19 protein-coding genes and 1 pseudogene are annotated in these 19,071 nt (G+C 43.7%); 16 read left to right on the plus strand and 4 right to left on the minus strand.

Annotated elements, in window-relative coordinates:
- The first annotated feature begins 52 nt into the window (after window positions 1–52).
- From VB077_RS09305 to VB077_RS09320, 4 genes and pseudogenes are all read left to right on the plus strand, one after another.
- Window positions 53–370 carry a metalloregulator ArsR/SmtB family transcription factor gene (locus VB077_RS09305; protein ID WP_323414948.1) on the plus strand — a complete coding sequence of 106 codons (318 nt, stop codon included), beginning with the start codon at window positions 53–55 and terminating at the stop codon, window positions 368–370.
- Entirely contained in the window at window positions 360–1,433 is a 1,074-nt protein-coding gene (gene arsB / locus VB077_RS09310; RefSeq protein WP_323414949.1) for an ACR3 family arsenite efflux transporter, read from the plus strand. The genes VB077_RS09305 and arsB overlap by 11 nt, the downstream gene beginning before the upstream one ends.
- An 82-nt stretch (window positions 1,434–1,515) precedes the next feature.
- A complete protein-coding gene (locus VB077_RS09315) occupies window positions 1,516–1,929 on the plus strand; it encodes an arsenate reductase ArsC (RefSeq protein ID WP_323414950.1) in 414 nt (137 codons plus the stop codon).
- Window positions 1,930–2,069: 140 nt separating this feature from the next.
- Window positions 2,070–2,258, plus strand: a pseudogene (locus VB077_RS09320) (4Fe-4S binding protein); the annotation flags it as partial.
- Between the two features lie 14 nt (window positions 2,259–2,272).
- Here the strand turns inward: VB077_RS09320 and VB077_RS09325 are convergent.
- Window positions 2,273–2,662 carry a hypothetical protein gene (locus VB077_RS09325; protein ID WP_323414951.1) on the minus strand — a complete coding sequence of 130 codons (390 nt, stop codon included), beginning with the start codon at window positions 2,660–2,662 and terminating at the stop codon, window positions 2,273–2,275.
- Window positions 2,663–2,775: 113 nt separating this feature from the next.
- Between VB077_RS09325 and VB077_RS09330 the strand changes: the two genes are divergently transcribed.
- Window positions 2,776–3,474, plus strand: a complete 699-nt coding sequence (locus tag VB077_RS09330) for a gamma-glutamyl-gamma-aminobutyrate hydrolase family protein (protein WP_323414952.1) — start codon at window positions 2,776–2,778, stop codon at window positions 3,472–3,474.
- Window positions 3,475–3,556: 82 nt separating this feature from the next.
- Here the strand turns inward: VB077_RS09330 and VB077_RS09335 are convergent, their stop codons facing one another.
- Together VB077_RS09335 and VB077_RS09340 are read right to left on the minus strand one after the other, a co-directional pair.
- On the minus strand, window positions 3,557–4,627 hold the full coding sequence (locus tag VB077_RS09335; protein ID WP_323414953.1) for a branched-chain amino acid aminotransferase: 1,071 nt from the start codon (window positions 4,625–4,627) through the stop codon (window positions 3,557–3,559).
- A gap of 89 nt (window positions 4,628–4,716) precedes the next feature.
- The gene (locus VB077_RS09340; protein WP_323414954.1) at window positions 4,717–6,921 is read right to left on the minus strand and encodes a sigma 54-interacting transcriptional regulator; all 2,205 of its coding nucleotides are present in this window, start codon (window positions 6,919–6,921) and stop codon (window positions 4,717–4,719) included.
- 208 nt (window positions 6,922–7,129) lie between these two features.
- On the opposite strand from VB077_RS09340, the gene larE reads away from it, so the two are divergent.
- Complete coding sequence (larE, locus tag VB077_RS09345) at window positions 7,130–7,933, plus strand: ATP-dependent sacrificial sulfur transferase LarE (protein WP_323415129.1); 804 nt, start codon at window positions 7,130–7,132, stop codon at window positions 7,931–7,933.
- A gap of 5 nt (window positions 7,934–7,938) precedes the next feature.
- On the opposite strand, the gene VB077_RS09350 is transcribed toward larE, so the two are convergent.
- Complete coding sequence (locus tag VB077_RS09350) at window positions 7,939–8,655, minus strand: tRNA threonylcarbamoyladenosine dehydratase (protein WP_323414955.1); 717 nt, start codon at window positions 8,653–8,655, stop codon at window positions 7,939–7,941.
- A gap of 235 nt (window positions 8,656–8,890) precedes the next feature.
- On the opposite strand from VB077_RS09350, the gene VB077_RS09355 reads away from it, so the two are divergent.
- The 10 genes from VB077_RS09355 (at window position 8,891) to nuoE (ending at window position 19,067) form a co-directional block, all read left to right on the plus strand.
- Window positions 8,891–10,336: a peptidoglycan DD-metalloendopeptidase family protein gene (locus VB077_RS09355; protein WP_323414956.1), complete on the plus strand. Its 1,446-nt coding sequence runs from the start codon at window positions 8,891–8,893 to the stop codon at window positions 10,334–10,336.
- A gap of 137 nt (window positions 10,337–10,473) precedes the next feature.
- Window positions 10,474–12,639 (plus strand): Tex family protein, encoded by a 2,166-nt coding sequence (locus tag VB077_RS09360; protein ID WP_323414957.1) that lies wholly within the window; start codon window positions 10,474–10,476, stop codon window positions 12,637–12,639.
- A 54-nt stretch (window positions 12,640–12,693) separates the two neighbouring features.
- Window positions 12,694–13,611 carry a DMT family transporter gene (locus VB077_RS09365; RefSeq protein WP_323414958.1) on the plus strand — a complete coding sequence of 306 codons (918 nt, stop codon included), beginning with the start codon at window positions 12,694–12,696 and terminating at the stop codon, window positions 13,609–13,611.
- The gene (locus tag VB077_RS09370; RefSeq protein WP_323414959.1) at window positions 13,589–14,767 is read left to right on the plus strand and encodes an amidohydrolase; all 1,179 of its coding nucleotides are present in this window, start codon (window positions 13,589–13,591) and stop codon (window positions 14,765–14,767) included. Before VB077_RS09365 ends, VB077_RS09370 begins: the two co-directional genes overlap by 23 nt.
- Window positions 14,768–14,771: 4 nt before the next feature.
- Entirely contained in the window at window positions 14,772–15,260 is a 489-nt protein-coding gene (gene tsaE / locus VB077_RS09375) for a tRNA (adenosine(37)-N6)-threonylcarbamoyltransferase complex ATPase subunit type 1 TsaE (protein ID WP_323414960.1), read from the plus strand.
- A 23-nt stretch (window positions 15,261–15,283) separates the two neighbouring features.
- Window positions 15,284–16,021: a tRNA (adenosine(37)-N6)-threonylcarbamoyltransferase complex dimerization subunit type 1 TsaB gene (gene tsaB, locus VB077_RS09380; protein ID WP_323414961.1), complete on the plus strand. Its 738-nt coding sequence runs from the start codon at window positions 15,284–15,286 to the stop codon at window positions 16,019–16,021.
- Window positions 16,014–16,496 (plus strand): ribosomal protein S18-alanine N-acetyltransferase, encoded by a 483-nt coding sequence (gene rimI, locus VB077_RS09385; RefSeq protein ID WP_323414962.1) that lies wholly within the window; start codon window positions 16,014–16,016, stop codon window positions 16,494–16,496. Before tsaB ends, rimI begins: the two co-directional genes overlap by 8 nt.
- A gap of 3 nt (window positions 16,497–16,499) precedes the next feature.
- A complete protein-coding gene (gene tsaD / locus VB077_RS09390) occupies window positions 16,500–17,528 on the plus strand; it encodes a tRNA (adenosine(37)-N6)-threonylcarbamoyltransferase complex transferase subunit TsaD (RefSeq protein WP_416337049.1) in 1,029 nt (342 codons plus the stop codon).
- Between the two features lie 442 nt (window positions 17,529–17,970).
- Entirely contained in the window at window positions 17,971–18,564 is a 594-nt protein-coding gene (locus VB077_RS09395; protein ID WP_323414963.1) for a 5-formyltetrahydrofolate cyclo-ligase, read from the plus strand.
- Between the two features lie 20 nt (window positions 18,565–18,584).
- Window positions 18,585–19,067 carry an NADH-quinone oxidoreductase subunit NuoE gene (gene nuoE / locus VB077_RS09400; RefSeq protein ID WP_323414964.1) on the plus strand — a complete coding sequence of 161 codons (483 nt, stop codon included), beginning with the start codon at window positions 18,585–18,587 and terminating at the stop codon, window positions 19,065–19,067.
- Window positions 19,068–19,071: the final 4 nt, after the last annotated feature.

Raw genomic sequence — 19,071 nt, forward strand, 5'->3', positions numbered from 1 at the left:
AAACATATAATAAACATATCGATAATTATAGATACAAGGAGCCAATGAAGATATGGAAAACAGTTATGAAGCGAACGCCAAGGTTTTTAAGGCACTTAGTGATTCGAACCGCTTAATGATTATTGAGATGTTACAGAGTGGTGAACGTTGTGCTTGCGAAATTTTGGGGGATCTGAATATTGGACAATCCACTTTGTCACACCATATGAAGATCCTTTGTGAATCGGGGTTCGTGGAATGCCGTCGTGAGGGCAAGTGGATGTACTACTCTTTAAGTAAAGAGGGCTGTGAAGCGGCGAAAAAACTCTTGGATAAAATTACGACCGTAAAAGAAAATAATCAAAAGGGAGGTTGCAAATATGGGTGTTAAAGCCCCAGCGAAACTATCTTTTCTCGATCGATTTCTAACGTTATGGATTTTTCTGGCGATGGGGGTAGGGGTCTTAGGGGGATACCTTTTCCCGAATCTTGCTAAGACTTTAGAAAACATGAGTACCGGAACGATTTCATGGCCTATTGCTATTGGTTTAATTATTATGATGTATCCGCCACTGACGAAAATTAAGTACGAAGAAATCGGGAAAGTGACCAAAAATAAAAAGGTTCTTTTACTATCTTTAGTTCAAAACTGGATAATAGGTCCTGTGTTGATGTTTATCCTGGCAGTTTTATTGCTGCCAGATATGCCAAACTATGCTATTGGTCTAATTATTATTGGCCTTGCCCGGTGCATCGCGATGGTTATCGTTTGGAATACGTTGGCCAAAGGGGACAATGAATATTGCGCGGCATTAGTCGCCTTAAATTCAATCTTCCAGATTATTTTTTATTCGGTTTATATTTATTTCTTTGTCACTGTCTTGCCCCAATGGTTAGGACTTTCCTGGGGTGGGCAAATTGTTCATGTTGCAATGGGGGATGTGGCCAAGAGCGTTTTGATTTACTTGGGAATACCTTTTGCTGCTGGATTTTTGACCCGCTTTATTTTACTCCGGGTGAAGAATAAAGAGTGGTATGAGAAAGTCTTTATTCCTAAAATCTCGCCACTCGCCTTAATTGCTTTGTTATACACGATTATCGTAATGTTTGTGTTAAAAGGACAATTTATTGTCGCTTTACCGTTTCACGTCGTCCGAATTGCCATACCGTTGTTAATCTATTTTGCAATTATGTTCTTAGGAAGTTTCTACATGTCTTATAAGCAAGGCATCAATTATGAACAGACTGTCACGCTTTCTTTTACCGCAGCCAGCAATAACTTTGAACTTGCTATTGCGGTTGCCGTTGCAGTCTTTGGAATTGCTTCAGACCAAGCTTTCGCAGCTGTAATTGGTCCATTGATTGAGGTGCCGGTGATGATCTCACTCGTTAATCTCGCTCTTTATTTTAAGAGAAAGTATTTTAATAAGAATGGGATTGCAAACTCGATTTAGTAATTTTAAAAAGATTGCTTTTCGGTCTGAAAAACAATGTGCGAAATAAAGAATGATTAACGAATACATGGAGGAACTATTCATGAATAAAGTAAAGGTTGCCTTTGTCTGTGTACACAATTCTTGTCGTTCTCAGATGGCTGAGGCACTTGGCAAAAGATACGCTTTAGATGTCTTTGAAGCGTATTCAGCCGGTACCGAAACAAAACCTTCTATTAATAAGGACGCTGTTCGGATTATCAAACAGCTCTATGACATCGATATGGAAAAGACGCAATTTTCTAAGCTGTTTCACGATATCCCACAACCGGATATCGTGATTACGATGGGGTGTAATGTGAATTGTCCTTATGTACCTTGTAAATACAGAGAAGACTGGGGTCTGGAGGATCCAACCGGAAAAAGCGATGATCAGTTTATAAAAACGGCCAGAACCATCGAAAATAAGGTTTTAGACCTTAAAGCACGGATTATGAGTGGTGCAATTAAGGCTTAAGTGATGTGAAGAGGTGGAAATATGTTATCCCTTAGCACGAGCAGAGAGCTTAGAATCATGGAGACATCGACTCACTTGACCTTTCACGATATATTGGGTTCGTGGAAGGCTCGGTGGGGTATTAACAGATTTTTAAAATCCTTGATAGTAAATCGAGGATTATTGATAAAGACCATTGTATCGAATGCAGTGCGTGTGTTAAGAACTGTCCGTTTCATGCCTTAGAAGTCAATCCGGGTGTGGGGTGCGCCTTGGCCATTATCAAGGGCTGGCTGACCGGGACAGAATCCAGTTGTGATTGCTCGTCTGATGGTGGGGGTTGTTGTTAGTCAGTTACCCTCCATTATATTTTGATATGGATTAACTTTAACTGATAAGCAATTGCGGTTATTCCAAAGCCGGCAAACTTTAATAAATTTCCTAACACTGCCAGTTTAGTTCCTTTAATCAGTGAATGAGAGGTTTTTAGGGTTAAGGATGAATTTAAATCGACTGAGCGCATAATGGCAACATGGGTGAATAGGATACTAGCCAGAAAGAACAGCCAACTTGCGAATATAATAGTCTTGGCTGATTTTTCTTCAGCCGGCTTGAGGCTTGAGGTTTTTTCCGTGCGAAGTGATTGTTCGGCTTGAAAGTTTGAAATAAAGGCCAATATCGTGCCCAAAAGAAAGAGAAAATCCCCGGCTCTTTCTTCATAGATTAAACTTAAATCGAGTTCTTCTTTCGGCACGCCATTCACTTCCTATCCCTTATTATTTTATGATATGAATAAGAAGTCTAATTGGTCTATCAGCAAATATGATAAAATAATACTCTGTAAAAGAGAATGAGGGGGAGTATATCATGGCCCAAAAGCCAATTATTGGAATTACGGTTGCACATTGTACAGAAGAGTTAAAAACATTTCCCCGTGAATTTTATGTTGAAAGGGTTAGAAAAGCAGGAGGACAGCCGTTTTTGATTCCGCCGATCCAAACCCAAGAGGAAGCTCAAGCTGTAATCAATCTTCTCGATGGGTTAATCCTCACAGGCGGAGGGGATATAGCCCCTTCCTTTCTTGGAGAACAGCCGAAAAGAGGAATAGAGGGATGTATTCCGGAACGAGATCAGGGGGAGCTCCTATTAACATGGCAGGCTTTGCAATCTGATTTCCCGCTGCTGGGGATTTGCCGCGGGATTCAAGTTCTGGCGGTGGCTGCCGGAGGAACGATATATCAAGACATTCGTTCCGAATGTTCTCATACCCTTGAACATAGCCAAACTGTTCCCCGTGAATATGCGTGGCATGAGGTTAAGATTCTCGGTTCGCAATTAAAAGATATCTTGAATAGCGATAAGATTCAGGTCAACAGTTTTCATCATCAAGCCGTGGATAAGGTGCCGGATAGCTTTATTCAAAACGCAGCTGCACCGGACGGGATTATCGAAGGAATCGAAAAGCTTGGAGCAAGATTTTGCATGGGGGTACAGTGGCATCCCGAAGCGTTGAAGACGGAAGAACATAGCCGCAAGCTTTTTGAGAGTTTTGTACAGTCTTGTTAAAATTAAAAAAGACCTAATCCATAATTATGCGCACACGAAAAAGGGGCTGTTTTGCAACAGCCCCGCTTAAAAGAATACGATTTTAGCCCTTAACTTCTTCCATCCAATTATATTGATCCGCAATCTTACCGGATTGAACACCTGTAATATAATCAAATAATTTATGAGCAAATTCACCGGTTTGATTATTATTGATTACGATATTTTGACCTCTCCAGGAAAGTTCACCCACCGGTGAAATTACGGCTGCCGTTCCGGAACCGAAAACTTCTTCCAATTGGCCTTTGGCATAAGCTTCAAAGACTTCATCAATTGAAATCTGGCGTTCGCTGACTTTCAGTCCCCAACTCCGGCAGAGTTCCAGAACGGTTTTACGGGTGATTCCCCCTAAAATGCTTCCGTTGAGTGCGGGAGTGATGATCTCGCCATTGATTTTAAAGAGGATATTCATTGTTCCGACTTCTTCGATATATTTGCGGTGGACGGCATCCAACCAAAGGACTTGACCGAAACCTTCCGCATAAGCCTCTTGTTGGGCGGCTAAACTCATTGCGTAGTTGGCTGGGGTTTTGGCTTCCCCTAATCCACCTTTGGTAGCCCTTACAAACTTATCTTCTACTTTGATGCTGACAGGATTAAAGCCGGTCTCATAGTATGCTCCTACCGGAGAGAGGATGATAAATAATCGATAGCTGTCTGCGACTTTAACTCCGAGATGAGGTTCGTCGGCAACCACAAAGGGACGGATATAAAGGGCGGTGCCGGGATCACCGGGAACCCAGTTTTTTTCTAAGGCTAATAATTTAAATAAGGCATCATGGACTTGCTCAACGTCCATTTCGGGGATGCAAAGATGCTTTGCGGATCGATTGAAACGATTTAAATATTCATAGGGTCTAAATACGTTAATGTGGTTATCTGCTGTTCGGAAGGCCTTCATACCTTCAAATATGGCTTGCCCATAATGAAAGACAAGCATGGCTGGATTGGCGTCTAAACCGCCATAAGGAATAATCCGTGGAGAATGCCAGCCTTTTTCCGTCGTATAGTCCATCACGAACATATGATCCGTGAAGATTTTGCCAAAACCAAGAGCCTTATCTGTAGGTAAAACTCCAGCTTGTTTTACCCTATTGATTTGAATTTCTGTCATATTACAGCCTCCTATCGATTCGTTTATTATATAATTATAACAAGTTTAATCCTTTAAAATAAAAACTTCAATACTTTTTGGTTTTTAATTTACTGAAGTTCTAAACGCTTTAGCTTTTTCCAAAGCCCGGTGCGTGTGATTCCAAGGGATTGAGCGAGGGCTGTTTTATTCCCGCCAAATTCGTTAAGAAGGCGCTTCATTTTCTCTTTTTCCGTCTCATTTGTACTCTCGAGTGCAGAACGTAAATCAGGGGTCAGATCCTTCGGCTGTATCGTTTTTGATTCAACAAATACAAAAAGGCGATTCATTAGATTTTGAAGCTGGCGTACGTTACCGGGCCAGTTATATTCCATTAGGATTTCGCGAGCTTCCGACGAGAAGGTCTTGGGATGAACCCCATGCTGTTTTGCAAGTTCTTGAAGCATATGCTCGGCAAGTTCGATGATATCCGTTCCGCGTTCACGCAAAGGGGGTAACTGGATTTCAATAGAATTGAGCCGATAGAGTAAATCTTCTCGGAAACGACCGTCTTGAACCATTTGCTTAAGGTTTCGATGTGTCGCCGAGATAATTCGAACATGAACAGGAATAGGCTTAGTTGATCCAATGGGTTCTACTTCTTGTTCTTGAATGACCCGTAAAAGCTTTGCCTGGAGTTCGGTTGATAGTTCGCCGATTTCGTCGAGAAACAAAGTACCCCCATCGGCGAGAAGAACCTTACCGCGCTTGCCTCCCTTGAGTCCCCCTGTAAAAGCCCCTTCTTGATAACCAAAAAGCTCAGATTCAAGGAGATTATCCGGTATGGCAGCTGAGTTTACAACGATAAACGGCCCCTTCGCGACTTGACTCGTTTGATGAATGGCTTTGGCAAAAAGCTCTTTACCTGTTCCGGTTTCCCCTGTGATGAGGATTGGAAACTCGTATTGAGCCGCTGTAGCAGCGCGGCGAATCGTTTCCTGCATAATTGGGGAAGCCCCGATGATTTTTTGAAATCCAATGTGTGCTGCCTGACAGTTGCGGTATTTAACCGGCGCAGGCGTTCGTAATTGATTAAGTCGGTCGTTTTTAAAAACAAAGTTTAACTGTTCGCTGGAGGATTTAAATAAATAATAGATTTCAGGAGAGAGTGCTCTTTCATCGGAGCTTACCCCACCCAATGCTGCAACGATTTTGCCGTTATTGATAATTGGGGAGTAGATGATTGAGGTAAAACCTTTGCCGAGAAGTTGATCACCGCCCGTATAGGCTTGGCTTTTAATATTGAAGGCAACAATGGCTTGTGTTTTGAACATCTCAGTCATTCCTGAATCAGGGACAGGAAGCCATTGACCCTCGGCAAAAGAATCTTTACCGGCTTCTGCCAGGCAAAGACGCTGCTTCATTTTTTCATCCGTAAGGAAAATGCAAATATGCTCCATCCCGGAAAGGTTATGCAGCTTGTCACAGTATTCTATCAGAAAATCTTTTATATTATTTTCATCGAGTAACGCGGTAGTGGTTTGGAAAAAAGCCGTAGCGGTTATTTTTTGTGAGTTATATTCTAATTGCAGACCTGAATGAAAGTAAGCTTGAGCACAAAGCTTGGAAAATTGATCGATAAGAAAGGCATCTTCGAGTTGAAAACGTCCCGCTTCCGAGCTTGCCAGCATTATTGCCCCGACAACACCATGGCCTAATACAATAGGAACCCGTAAAATGGACCTGAACCCGGTATTAAAAAGAAGCGGGTCTTCAAGACGGTTTTGAACTTTTCCAAGATCGTCAACAAGATGCGGAGTTTCATGATTAAAAATCCAGGAAAGCCCCGACTTATCATTCATTTTCACAAAGACGGTATGGACTGTTCTTTCGAGATTAATCCCAATCGAATAGTCATAAGCAAATCTTTGAGTTTCAGGTTGAATGCGTAATAAGTCCAAACGTTCAAAAGTTACGGCATCACTTATGAGCCCAACAATCCGCTCAGTGACACCATGAGGGTCAGCCGGAAAATCTTCAATGCGCCGTTCAAAAAATGACGGTACATTGCTCGTAAAATCAGGTTCAGTTCCAATAAGAACCAAGGAATGGGATGAGCCTTCAACCGAAAAAAACTTGAAATACAGAGGTTGGTTATTAGGCCCTATCCATAGGGACGTCTGTTCGTCTTTAAGCTTGAGGAGAAGGGGAAAAAGCTCCCGCTCATTGATAGGGTAAAGCAATTGATCCGATTTCTTATTTTTCCGAATAATTTGCTGATTACCATCTATACAAATGATACCAAAAGGGAAATCCTCAAAGATTATATCTCTCATCGTTTTCACCACACCAAATTATGTAATAAGGACATGAACCATTCCTATTTCCATCGGATAATAGTATTGCTTGTATTATACCACTAAATGTGACATTTCTTTAATTTATCTCCATTCATTAGAAATAAGTATGGGCAAATTTACATGACTTGAAATCTAAAACCATTGTTGTAAAATTAAAGTATCGGCATGGAGGAGTTAAATGAGCATGATGATCACTTCAAAATTGAATAAGTTAGAAAATATATTAAAGAGCATGGGTTCGGTTCTTGTCGCTTATTCCGGTGGAGTGGACAGTACTCTTTTGGCGAAAGTTGCCTTTGATGTTTTAGGTGAAAAAAGTATTGCCGTAACAGCCGCTTCGGAAATTCACCCTAAAAGTGAATTAGAGGAAGCAATTTCAGCCGCCAAGAAAATCGGAATTGAGCATCTTGTGTTTCAGTCCAATGAACTCGCTAATCCCAATTTTAGAAAGAACCCTCACGATCGTTGTTATTACTGTAAATCAGACCTTTATTCTCAATTGATTATGATTAAGAACGAGAAAGGAATCAGCTTTGTCATCGATGGGGCAAATATTGATGACCTTCAGGATTATCGACCGGGAGGAAGGGCCAAGGATGAGCTGGGCGTTCGCAGCCCACTTCAGGAAGCGGGAATGACCAAAAAGGATATTCGCAGGATATCCGAAGATCTTGGCTTGCCCACTTGGAATAAGCCTTCTTTAGCCTGTCTATCTTCGCGGTTGCCCTATGGTGAGGAAATTACCCTTGAAAAATTGAAAATCATTGATCAGGCGGAGACAGCCTTGCACGAACTTGGCTTTCCGGAGCTTCGAGTAAGGTATCATCAGAAGCTTGCTCGAGTTGAATTGCCCCGGCGGGATTTTGCTAAGCTAACTCCTGCGATTATCGATACGATAGTGATTCGCCTGAAAAAGTTGGGTTTCACCTACGTCACGCTGGATCTTCAAGGCTTGCGCAGCGGCAGTATGAATGAAGTTTTAAAGTAGGCGGGTTATTTAAGCAAATCCCGTACCACTTCTCCGGCGATCAGCAATCCTACGACTGAGGGGACAAAGGAAATACTTCCCGGAATCTGTCGCTTTGATGCGGAATCATCATCTATTTCACTAAACAGCGGCTCTTGAGGCAAATCGGGGGAATAGACGACCTTTACACCGGAAGTAATGCCATCTTTTCTAAGCAATTTTCGTACGGCTTTAGCAAGCGGATCACCGCTCGTTTTCGAAAGGTCTGTTATTTTATAATTATTGGCGGACAGCCGGTTGCCTGCTCCCATGCTGGAGATCAATGGAATATCCCGTTTGCGGCATTCTTTGATTAAGCTTACTTTACCTGAAACGGTATCAATGGCATCAACAACATAGTCCGGTTGGCTCCCTAAAAAATCGTCAGCTTTTTCTTCCCGGTAAAATTCTTTACGCGCATCAACATGAGCTTCAGGGTTGATTTGAGCGATCCTATCTTTCATCACATCAACTTTTGCCTGACCGAGTGTCGAATAGAGCGCATGAATTTGGCGATTGAGGTTTGTTAGACTAATCTCATCATAATCTACCAGGGTTAAGCGTCCAACTCCGGCACGAGCGAGTGCTTCGACAGCAAAAGACCCAACCCCGCCGACACCAAATACCATGACATGACTTTGTTTTAACCGCTCTAGCCCTTGGGTGCCTATGAGTATTTCGGTTCGGGAAAATTTGTGTTGCATTTTTTTCCTCCAAATTATCACTAAAATATTTTCTTTTACTATTATAGCTAAAAGGGGGGATTTTTTAAGCCACTGGATATTTTTTTACTTTTTTTAAAAAAATTCACCAAAAACTCACAAGCATCTTGTATAATAAAAAAGGGTTGTCATTAGACACTGAAAATTTACGACTTTGACCTTAAGCAGAAGCGAAGTCTAAAGCAAAATCAAAATCAAGGATAATTGGGAGGTCCAGATGGAGAAATTTAGTCTCAGCTTGTTTCTTAAGAATAAACCTTGGCTGCACAGTAAAGAATGGTTACTCAGTAAACCTTGGTCTCAAAAGGAATGGTGGAAATCCCCTAAGGTGATTGGCGGAAGTTTAGCTGTACTTATAGTTTTAGGAAGCGGTGGTTATTATCTCGCAAACTCATCTTCTGCAGCGTATCTTATTATAAACGGTGAACAAGTCGGAGTTGTGGTGAATGAGAAAAGCGGGGAAGAGCTTATCCAAACTGTTTTAAAGGAAAAAGGTTCTTCAATTGGTGTTGCGGCCAAAACCCATGACGAAATTAAATTTAAACGGGCACGGATTAGTGAAGCAGATATTCAGCCTCTTTCCGAGGAAGAACTGCAAGAAAAGTTGTCTACATATATCGAAGCAGGTGCGATAACCATTGGCGAACAGACCCTCTTCCTTCTTCCGTCTGAGCAAGAAGCTCAAAACGTTTTAAAGTCGTATCAAGAGAGCTTTGTCAAACCCAGTGATACCAACCAAATTGATGATGTCCAATTCGAAGAAAATGTGGATACACAAACCGTGGAGGCCTCTCCTAAAGAGGTAATAACAGCGGATCAGGCCTTAGAAAAACTGAAAAAAGGCAATATTGAAAAGCTTGAATACACGGTTCAACCGAGTGATTCTTGGTGGCTTATTGCCCGTAAAAACAATATGTTAACCATGGAGGTACTTGCCTCAAATCCGGGGGCAACCCTAGATACCAATATTAAACCCGGGCAAAAGATATTTTTGGAAAAGGTTTCACCTTACTTAACCGTTGTTGCCACAGGAACGCGTACAGATCAAGAAACACTTCCGTTTGATGTTGTCACTAAAACGGACAGCAATCTTGCAAGCGGACAGACGAAGATTGCTCAGGCCGGAAGTGACGGGGAAAAAGATGTTACTTATACATATGTCCAGAAGAATGATAAGGTCGTAAGTAAAAGTATCGTTGACGAAAAGGTGACAAAGAAACCGGTAGAACAAGTGATCTCTAAAGGTCCGCAACGAACCGTAGTCATTGCTTCAGCCTCACGTGGAAGCGGGAATGTTTCGGGATTGAGTTGGCCCTTAAGAACACATATTAACTCCTATTATGGTTATCGTTCGGGAAGTATGCATACAGGCATTGACATTGCCGGGAATATTGGTGATCCGTTTGCCGCTGCTGCCGAAGGAAAAGTGATCAGCGCAGGCTGGGGCGGCGGTTATGGAAACATGATCGTGATTGATCATGGAAACGGAGTTACCACTCGCTACGGGCATGCCTCCAAACTTCTTGTTTCAGTGGGACAGAGCGTTTCCAAGGGACAAACCATTGGGCTAGTGGGATCAACCGGAAATTCGACAGGACCCCACCTCCATTTTGAAGTTATGGTCAATGGGAGCACCGTAAATCCTTTAAATAATTTACCCTAAGTTGTCTTTTACAAGGATCTCATTTAAAGCTCTTCCTGAAAAAGGAAGAGCTTTTTTGCGAAATTTAGTAATTTAACCTCCACCGGGAAAAGTGCTATAATTAAAACTTAAGAACTTTTAAAGGAGGGCTAAATCCTTTGGACTTTGCCTCATTAATTGCTCAAGAGTTGAGTTTAAGACCTAATCAAGTCAAAGAAACGATACAATTATTGGATTCGGGCAATACAATTCCTTTTATCGCCCGTTATCGTAAAGAAGTAACCGGAGAACTCAATGAGAATGTACTGCGCTGCATTGTCGAGCGTTTAGAATATCTTAGAAATTTAGAACAGCGCAAAAATGAAGTCCTTCGCTTGATTGAGGAACAGGGGAAACTCACGGAAGAGCTTGCCGAGCAAATTACGAAAGCGCAGGTTCTTCACGAAGTAGAAGACCTTTACCGACCGTATAAACAAAAACGCCGTACGCGTGCAACGATTGCGAAGGAAAAGGGTCTGGAACCCTTGGCATCTTGGATTTTAAGCCAAGACCCTGCCGGAGAGCCTGAGCGGGAAGCGTTAAATTATATTAACCCGGAACTTGGAGTAGAAACGGCTGAAGAAGCTTTAGCCGGGGCTTCGGATATACTTGCCGAGCTTATCTCAGATGATGCGAATTTGCGCAAACGCATTCGGGCAACGACCTTTCGCTTAGGGGATATTGCCGCGTCCGCTAAAAAAAAGGAAGAACGTTCTTCTTATGAGATGTATTATGATTATCGGGAACCCGTACGCAAAATCCCGCCTCATCGGATATTAGCTTTAAACCGGGGGGAAAAGGAAGAATTTTTAACCGTTAAGATTGAAGCCCCTGCGGAAGAAGCTTTGCGCCTGATTCAGGCCGGATATGTTAAGACAGGTCCCTGTGCGGCTTGGGTTATGCATGCGGCAGAGGATGCTTATAAACGATTAATCGCACCTTCAATTGAACGGGAGGTTCGCGGAGAACTTTCGGAAAAAGCGGAAGAACAAGCGATCAAGGTGTTTGCCGCAAATCTGCGTCAGCTTCTTCTTCAACCCCCTGTTCAAGGCAAAGTTGTCCTGGGACTTGATCCCGGTTTTCGAACAGGGTGTAAATTCGCAGTTGTGGATGACATTGGAAAACTGCTCAAGGTCGGTGTAATCTATCCCCACCCGCCCCAAAATAAACGTGAAGAAGCAAAACGCATTTTGCGAGAGGCCATTGAACAATATCAAGTAGATATTATGACGATTGGCAATGGGACTGCCTCCCGGGAAACAGAAGAGATTGTTGCCGAACTTCTTCAGGAAAGCAATTTTCAAACTGAATATATTATTGTCAGTGAAGCCGGTGCCTCTGTCTATTCAGCTTCAAAACTTGCCGGAGAGGAATTCCCGGATTTTGACCTTTCACTGCGCAGTGCGGTATCGATTGCCCGTCGGCTGCAAGATCCGTTGGCTGAACTTGTTAAAATCGAGCCTAAGGCAGTGGGTGTCGGGCAGTACCAACATGATGTTCAGCCCAAACGTTTAGATGAATCGTTACAGGGTGTGGTCGAATCCGCGGTGAATACCGTCGGGGTTGATCTAAACACGGCCTCACCTTCTTTGTTGCAGTATGTTGCCGGTTTAAAGCCGGCGATCGCCAGAAATATTGTGGCTTGGCGTGAAGAAAACGGAAGATTCCTGAAGCGTGCTCAACTGAAGAAGATTCCTCGGCTCGGGGAGCAAACCTTTATTCAGTGTGCCGGATTCATTCGCATCCCGGGCGGCGCGAATCCTATAGAAAATACACCCGTTCATCCGGAATCCTATGCTTTGGCGGAAAATATTTTGCATAAGGCCGGCTTCACCGTAGATGATTTAGCAAAGCGTCCGGCGGACGTCAGGCAGGAGATTGCGGTTCTCCAAGCGGAAGATTTAGCGGAAGAATTCCAGGCAGGGGTACCGACGGTTAAAGATATTTTGGATGCTTTACAACGTCCGGGCCGTGATCCACGGGAGGATCTTCCCCGACCGAAGCTCCGACGGGATGTGACACATCTTGAGGATTTAAATGAAGGCATGATTCTGGAAGGGACCGTTCGCAATATCGTTGATTTCGGAGCTTTTATCGATATTGGTGTTAAACACGATGGGTTGGTGCATATTTCACAAATCAGTCAGAAATTTATTAAACATCCTATGGAAGCTCTTTCCGTGGGTGATATCGTTAAAGTCAAGGTGCTCAGCATTGATAAAGTCCGCGAGCGGGTTGGACTATCTATGAAAGATATACCGGAAAATGCTCAAGTTTCCCTTTGACATCATCATAACTTTAGATTTGAGGGGATTCACAACATGTTCGGGGAGGAGATCATGAGTTTGTTAGTCCATAAGAGTAAACAGGGAATTATTGGGGAAATTGCCGTGCTCCTTTCAGCCGTCTGTTTTGCTATGACCTCGATTCTATTTAAAACGGCCTATACCTTAGATTTAAGCCCTGTACAGATTTTGGCCCTCCAATCATGGATAGCGTCTTCACTGCTTCTATTCTACGGTTTGTTTTTTAACCGGAAGATATTTTTCATTTCCAAGCGAAATTCACTCTTGCTTGTGCTTCAAGGCTTAGTCGGCAGTTTAGGAACAAGTATTCTCTATGCTTATGCATTGTTCTTTTTACCGGTTTCCATGGCGACACTTTTGCTTTACCTTTATCCGGTTCTGGTTATGGGAGCAGGAGTTGTGTTTTTACATAAAAAAGTGAGTCTTAAAGAGATCATTGCTTTACTTTTTACCTTGGCAGGGACGACCTTGGCAAGTGGAATCTTTTCCGGGGTAAACGGGATTCCACTAATGGGTATACTTCTGGGTATTGCATCCGCAGTTGCGTATACAAGCTTTAATCTCATCGGCGAAGTTGCTTTGCAAGAGGTTTCTCCATTTACGGCAATGTGCTATTCCCAATGGTTTTCTTCACTGGGGTTAATGCTCTACTTGAGAGGAAATCTATTTCAGATTCCTTGGTCGAGTCCGGAGGTTTGGAAGATTGGTATCGCTTTAGCAACGATCGCGTCCATTTTTCCCTTCTACTTAATCATGTTTGGAATTAAAAAAATTGGCTCAGATCGAGCAGCCATTTTAAGTACCTTCGAGCTACCCATAGCTTTTATTTTGGCAGCCCTTATTTTAAGGGAAATTCCAAGCCTTGTTCAATGGGCCGGCGGTGGATTTGTCTTAGCCGGGATTATTTTACTGAATTGGAGGAGTACTGATGAATACGAACAAACCTATTAGTTTATGGATACGGAATGGCCGGATTAAAACGATGGCCGGTCGGGAATTTATAGGAAGCATTTGGATCGAGGCGGGGAAAATCAAGGCTCTTGGAGAAAAGATTGAGGTTCCTGCAGACATTAATGTCATTGAGGCGGACGGAAAATGGGTGTTGCCGGGATTTATTGATGCGCATACTCATGTTGGGATTGGAGAAGAAATTTACCAAACCGAAGGGGATGATTTAAATGAAATGACAGATCCTCTTACTCCTGAGCTGCGCGCGATTGATGGCATTAATCCTGAGGATGAAGGATTTAGAGATGCTCGTTTAGGAGGGGTAACGACCGTTTTTTCAACGCCCGGAAGCGGCAATGTCATTGGGGGTACCGGTGTCGTGCTTAAAACAGTCGGGAATATTGTCGATCGGATGATCATTCGTGAACCTGCGGGTTTAAAAGTTGCTTTCGGAGAAAATCCTAAAACCGTGTACGGCGAGCAGAAGAAGATGCCGATGACCCGGATGGGGACGGCAGGGCTTTTGCGTCAGGCCCTTGTCGATGCTCAAGTCTATCTGGAAAAGTTGGAAGATGGAAAAAAAGATCCCGAGAAAAAGCCGGAACGGGATTTAGGATTGGAAAATATCGCTCGCGTTTTAAAGCGGGAAATCCCCTTAAGAGCGCATGCTCACCGTGCCGATGATATCATGACAGCGATTCGAATTGCACGGGAGTTTAAGGTTGATTTAGTTATTGAGCACTGCACCGAAGGACATAAGATTGCAGAGGAATTAGTGGAGTATGGATATCCGGCTGCAGTAGGACCGGCAATGGTTAACCGGGCTAAAGTTGAATTAAAAGAAAAATCCTTTAAGACTCCGGGAATTTTAGCCCGTGCCGGGGTTAAAGTTGCAATTATAACCGATCATTCTGTAACACCCATTGAGCGGCTCCCGTTATGTGCTGCTCTTGCTGTTAAAGATGGGATGGATCCTGAAGATGCACTGAAAGCAATTACCATTAACCCCGCTGAAATTCTTGGCGTTGCAGATCGCGTCGGTTCCTTAGAAGTGGGGAAAGATGCGGACATGGTGATCTGGAGTGACCATCCGCTTACACTGCAAGCACAGCCTGAAATCGTGATCATCAATGGTCAAATCGTTAAACCGGAAGGGTGAACCGATGGAATATACGTTTAAAAGCAAGAGTAAAGAGGCAACGCTAAAGTTGGGACAATCTCTGGGTCACGTCTTAAAAGGGGGAGATATCCTCTGTTTGGCAGGAGATTTGGGCGCAGGTAAAACGGCCTTGGCTCAAGGAATTGCTGCAGGGTTAGGAATAGCGGCAGATGTGACCAGCCCGACTTTTACTTTAATCCAGGAATACACGGTTCCGTCGCAGGATAGCCTTCTTCGGCTTGTTCATATGGATCTTTACCGTTTGCAACATCCGGAGGAAGTTGAAGTCATAGGTGTCGAAGATGCGTTCCAAACGGATACGATTTGCCTTATTGAATGGCCGGAAATTGCGGAAGACTATCTTCCGGAGGATCGATTGGATATTCAAATTCAAGGAAGCGGGGAGGATATTCGAGTTTTTTCCTTCCATTATCCAAAAGAAAGCTGGCAGAGCCGTCTTGAACAGGTTTTTTCTGAGCAGATGAAAGATTGATCAATAGGAAGAGGTTAGGAACCATGAAGTATCTTACGATTGACACAACGACAAAGGTGACCGCGCTGGGTTTGGGAGAAGAGGGGAAGCTTGTTGCGGAAGGTTTTTTGCATACCACGAAAACGCATTCTGAACGGCTGATTCCAATGCTGGATCAATTGCTCGGGGCGGCAGCCTGGAAACTTCAAGATTTAGATTTTATCGGAGTCGTGCGCGGACCGGGCTCCTTCACAGGGATCCGTATCGGTATTGCTTCTGCGCAAGGTCTGGCTGAAGTCCTCCGGCTTCCTTTGATCGGTGTTCTCTCTTTGGATGCTTTAGCCTGGACCGGTTATGGGCGAAGTGAAGCGATTGTACCGATTCTTGATGCACGGAAAAATGAATGGTACACTGCAGGTTATTTTTGGGATGTGTCATCCGGAAGACCGGACTGTCGGGTCCAACCTCAAGCAATCGAGCCCAAGCGTTGGTTAGAAGAATGTGCTCGTATAGATCGCCCGGTTATGTTTGTCGGCGATGCCGTTTCACGTTATCAAGAACTGATCCTTGAAAAGATGGGTGAGCGTGCTGTCATTCTTCCCGATTATTTAGTTTTGCCCAGAGCTGCTTACGCCGTTAAGGAGGTCTGGCAACGCTGGTGTGAGAAACCTCAGGGGGAAAGTGTGGAGCCCTTCTACCTTCGTCTTTCCGAAGCTGAAGTGACTTGGGCGAAAAAAGAGGAGGCACGGCTAAAAAAGAATGGAGAGCATCGGGATGAGTGAAGAACCGTTTGCCAATGTCCTTATTCGTCCTATGAAGGAAGATGACCTTGAGCGCATCATGAAGATTGAGCACGCTTCTTTTCCGACGCCGTGGTCGCTGCATGCCTTTATCACGGAATTAAAGGACAATGAGTACGCCCGTTATTTTTGCCTTGTGATGGACGAGCAGGTTATCGGTTACATGGGTTTATGGTTTATTTTGGAGGAGGGGCATATTACAAATGTCGCGCTTGCTCCTGAATTTCGGGGGAAGCGTCTCGGAGAATTCCTGATGCGCTCCGTTATGGAGAAGATGCGCTCTGAGGGAATGGAACGGATGACCTTAGAAGTTCGAACAAGCAATTTCTCAGCACAGAGGCTTTATGAACGTTTGGGATTTGTGACGGCCGGTAGAAGAAAGGAATACTACACCAATAATCGAGAGGATGCTTTGATCATGTGGGTTGAGCTCGATTCATTGGAAGCAGAGCGCTAGGAGGTGAGCCCAATCGCGAGTTCAGATATTTTAATTTTAGGAGTAGAAACAAGCTGTGATGAGACTTCGGCTGCAGTTCTCCGCAATGGGCGGGAATTATTAAGTCATATTATTTCTTCGCAGATCAGCACCCATCAAAAATATGGCGGGGTTGTACCGGAGATTGCTTCACGGGAGCACCTGCTCCATTTTCAAGGGGTTATGCATCAAACCTTGTCAGAAGCAGGTGTGAAATTTTCAGATCTTTCAGGGATTGCGGTGACGTATGGACCGGGGTTAGTGGGTTCTCTTTTAGTCGGAGTTGCAGGGGCCAAGGCAATGGCCTATGCAGCCGGGGTTCCCTTGATTGGAATCAACCATCTGGAGGGGCATATCTATGCTAACTTTCTTAATACGCCTGACTTGACGTTCCCGTTACTGGCCTTGCTTGTTTCGGGCGGACATACCCATCTGGTTTATTTTGAAGGACATGGTCATTATCAAGTTTTGGGGCATACGCGCGATGATGCTGCGGGAGAGGCCCTCGACAAAATTGCACGCGCATTGGGGTTAGGGTATCCCGGCGGACCTCAAATTCAGAAGGCTGCTTTATCAGGAAACCCTCATGCTTTCGAGTTTCCGCGTGCTATGTTAGAACCGGGAAGTTTAGATTTTAGCTTTAGCGGGATGAAATCCGCAGTTCTTAATACCTTGAATTCGGCGCGAATGAAAGGGGAAGAACTCAGTGTACCCGATATTGCGGCTTCTTTTCAACAGGCGGTAATCGATGTGCTCGTTCGGAAAGCCCTGCTTGCTTTAGAGAGGACCGGTGCCAAAACACTCGTACTGGCAGGCGGGGTTGCAGCTAATGCCTTGCTGAGAGAACGTTTGACAGAGGAGCTCCAAACAAGAAATATTCGCTTTCTCTATCCTCCTTCCATTTTTTGTACGGATAATGGGGCTATGATTGCGACTGCAGGCTATTATCATTATCTTGTGCAAGATTTTGCACCTTGGAATCTCAATGCTGTTCCCGGACTTAATTTAGCCTAAATCCTTATATCAAATCCTAATTATCCCCCTTTTATAAAAAAGGAACTGTTGCATAATGATTATGAACGGTTCCTTTTTTTCGATTAGGCCATAGGGGTTATTTTTAAATTTAAAGGGACTAGGACTTTCGGGTAGGGGCTTAAATGTTCTGTGGATAGAGAAAAACTGTGGATAATGTGGATAAGTCTGTGAATAACTGCAAAAAGCGGGTTTGAGGGATTTCAGGAAGTTTGGGGATAAGCGGATAACTTTACACACAGGGGCTGTGGATAATGTGGATAAGTGGGATAAATTCCTCTGTTTTAGAATTACTTCTTGGGGATAACTCCAATCGAACAAATGTGTTTCCAAAATATTGTAAAAAGTATTTAGGGAGATAGGAAGGATTTCGTGAGGATACGCCGAAAAAAATAATGAAGAACTTTTAAAAAGCGGAGGTTCTATGATCGATAAACGAATGGTGCGCGAAACTGCTTTAAACTTGAGGGCTTCGCTGACAAGGGAAGAACGGGAAGTAAAGAGTCAAAAAATTCTATCAATTGTTAAGGGGCTGTCAAAATTTAAAGCGGCTAAGACAATCATGTCCTTTTTGAATTTTAGGGATGAAGTGGATACAACTTTGCTTGCAGTGTCCATACTTGAATCAGGAAAACGTTTAATTTTGCCCCGCTGCGCGTCGCATGGTATATTAATACCAGCGGAAATTCACGATCTGAATGAAGATATTGAACCCGGAAAATGGGGAATTCGGGAACCCAAAGGCGAGAAATTAAATCCGGTTAATCCGGAGGAGATCGAAATGATTATTATCCCCGGGGCGGCTTTTGATCGGCAAGGCAATCGATTGGGGTATGGAGGCGGCTATTATGATCGTTTCCTAAACCGTCTGCGTCCTGAAACACCTAAAATTGCACTGGCCTTCTCATGTCAAATTTTACCGGAGATTCCGCTTGAGCCGTTTGATTTCAAAATGGATGCACTTGTCACGGAAGAAGGAATTCTCTGGTTTAAATCAGTAAAAGAGATTAAAACATAACCGTAAGGGGAGGGAAATGAATGGGTGAGGAGTGTAAAGATCTGGTGGACCCTAAAGTGGTAAAACTTGACGAACTTATCTCTCACTACAAATCACAAAAAGGGGCATTGATCCCCGTTCTGCAACAAGCTCAAGAAATATACGGATACCTGCCGGAACATGTTTTAAAACACATTAGTCTGGAAATGGAAATCCCGATTGCTAAGGTATATGGGGTCGTTACTTTTTATGCGCAATTCCGATTAACTCCTATGGGACGTAATGTGATCAGTATATGCCTGGGAACAGCCTGCCATGTTCGTGGGGGGGCTAAAATCTTAGATACGATTGAAAATGAACTTAAAATTAAAGATGGGGAAACCACTGAGGACGGGCGGTATACTTTGGAAATCGTCAACTGCATTGGAGCATGCGGCCTAGCACCTGTTATCTCAGTAAACGGAGAAGTTCATGGGCGTTTAACCTCAGAGCAAATTCAGGGAATCCTCGCGAAGTATGAGTAGGGGG

The organism is Desulfitobacterium sp. (genome assembly GCF_034927245.1).
Lineage (GTDB): Bacteria > Bacillota > Desulfitobacteriia > Desulfitobacteriales > Desulfitobacteriaceae > Desulfitobacterium_A.

Bases quoted from the DNA above. Each gene is read 5' to 3' on its own strand.
- VB077_RS09305 (WP_323414948.1), top strand. From the start codon at position 53: ATGGAAAACAGTTATGAAGCGAACGCCAAGGTTTTTAAGGCACTTAGT.
- arsB (WP_323414949.1), top strand. From the start codon at position 360: ATGGGTGTTAAAGCCCCAGCGAAACTATCTTTTCTCGATCGATTTCTA.
- VB077_RS09315 (WP_323414950.1), top strand. From the start codon at position 1,516: ATGAATAAAGTAAAGGTTGCCTTTGTCTGTGTACACAATTCTTGTCGT.
- VB077_RS09330 (WP_323414952.1), top strand. From the start codon at position 2,776: ATGGCCCAAAAGCCAATTATTGGAATTACGGTTGCACATTGTACAGAA.
- VB077_RS09335 (WP_323414953.1), bottom strand. From the start codon at position 4,627: ATGACAGAAATTCAAATCAATAGGGTAAAACAAGCTGGAGTTTTACCT.
- VB077_RS09340 (WP_323414954.1), bottom strand. From the start codon at position 6,921: ATGAGAGATATAATCTTTGAGGATTTCCCTTTTGGTATCATTTGTATA.
- larE (WP_323415129.1), top strand. From the start codon at position 7,130: ATGATGATCACTTCAAAATTGAATAAGTTAGAAAATATATTAAAGAGC.
- VB077_RS09350 (WP_323414955.1), bottom strand. From the start codon at position 8,655: ATGCAACACAAATTTTCCCGAACCGAAATACTCATAGGCACCCAAGGG.
- VB077_RS09355 (WP_323414956.1), top strand. From the start codon at position 8,891: ATGGAGAAATTTAGTCTCAGCTTGTTTCTTAAGAATAAACCTTGGCTG.
- VB077_RS09365 (WP_323414958.1), top strand. From the start codon at position 12,694: ATGAGTTTGTTAGTCCATAAGAGTAAACAGGGAATTATTGGGGAAATT.
- VB077_RS09370 (WP_323414959.1), top strand. From the start codon at position 13,589: ATGAATACGAACAAACCTATTAGTTTATGGATACGGAATGGCCGGATT.
- tsaE (WP_323414960.1), top strand. From the start codon at position 14,772: ATGGAATATACGTTTAAAAGCAAGAGTAAAGAGGCAACGCTAAAGTTG.
- tsaB (WP_323414961.1), top strand. From the start codon at position 15,284: ATGAAGTATCTTACGATTGACACAACGACAAAGGTGACCGCGCTGGGT.
- rimI (WP_323414962.1), top strand. From the start codon at position 16,014: ATGAGTGAAGAACCGTTTGCCAATGTCCTTATTCGTCCTATGAAGGAA.
- VB077_RS09395 (WP_323414963.1), top strand. From the start codon at position 17,971: ATGATCGATAAACGAATGGTGCGCGAAACTGCTTTAAACTTGAGGGCT.
- nuoE (WP_323414964.1), top strand. From the start codon at position 18,585: ATGGGTGAGGAGTGTAAAGATCTGGTGGACCCTAAAGTGGTAAAACTT.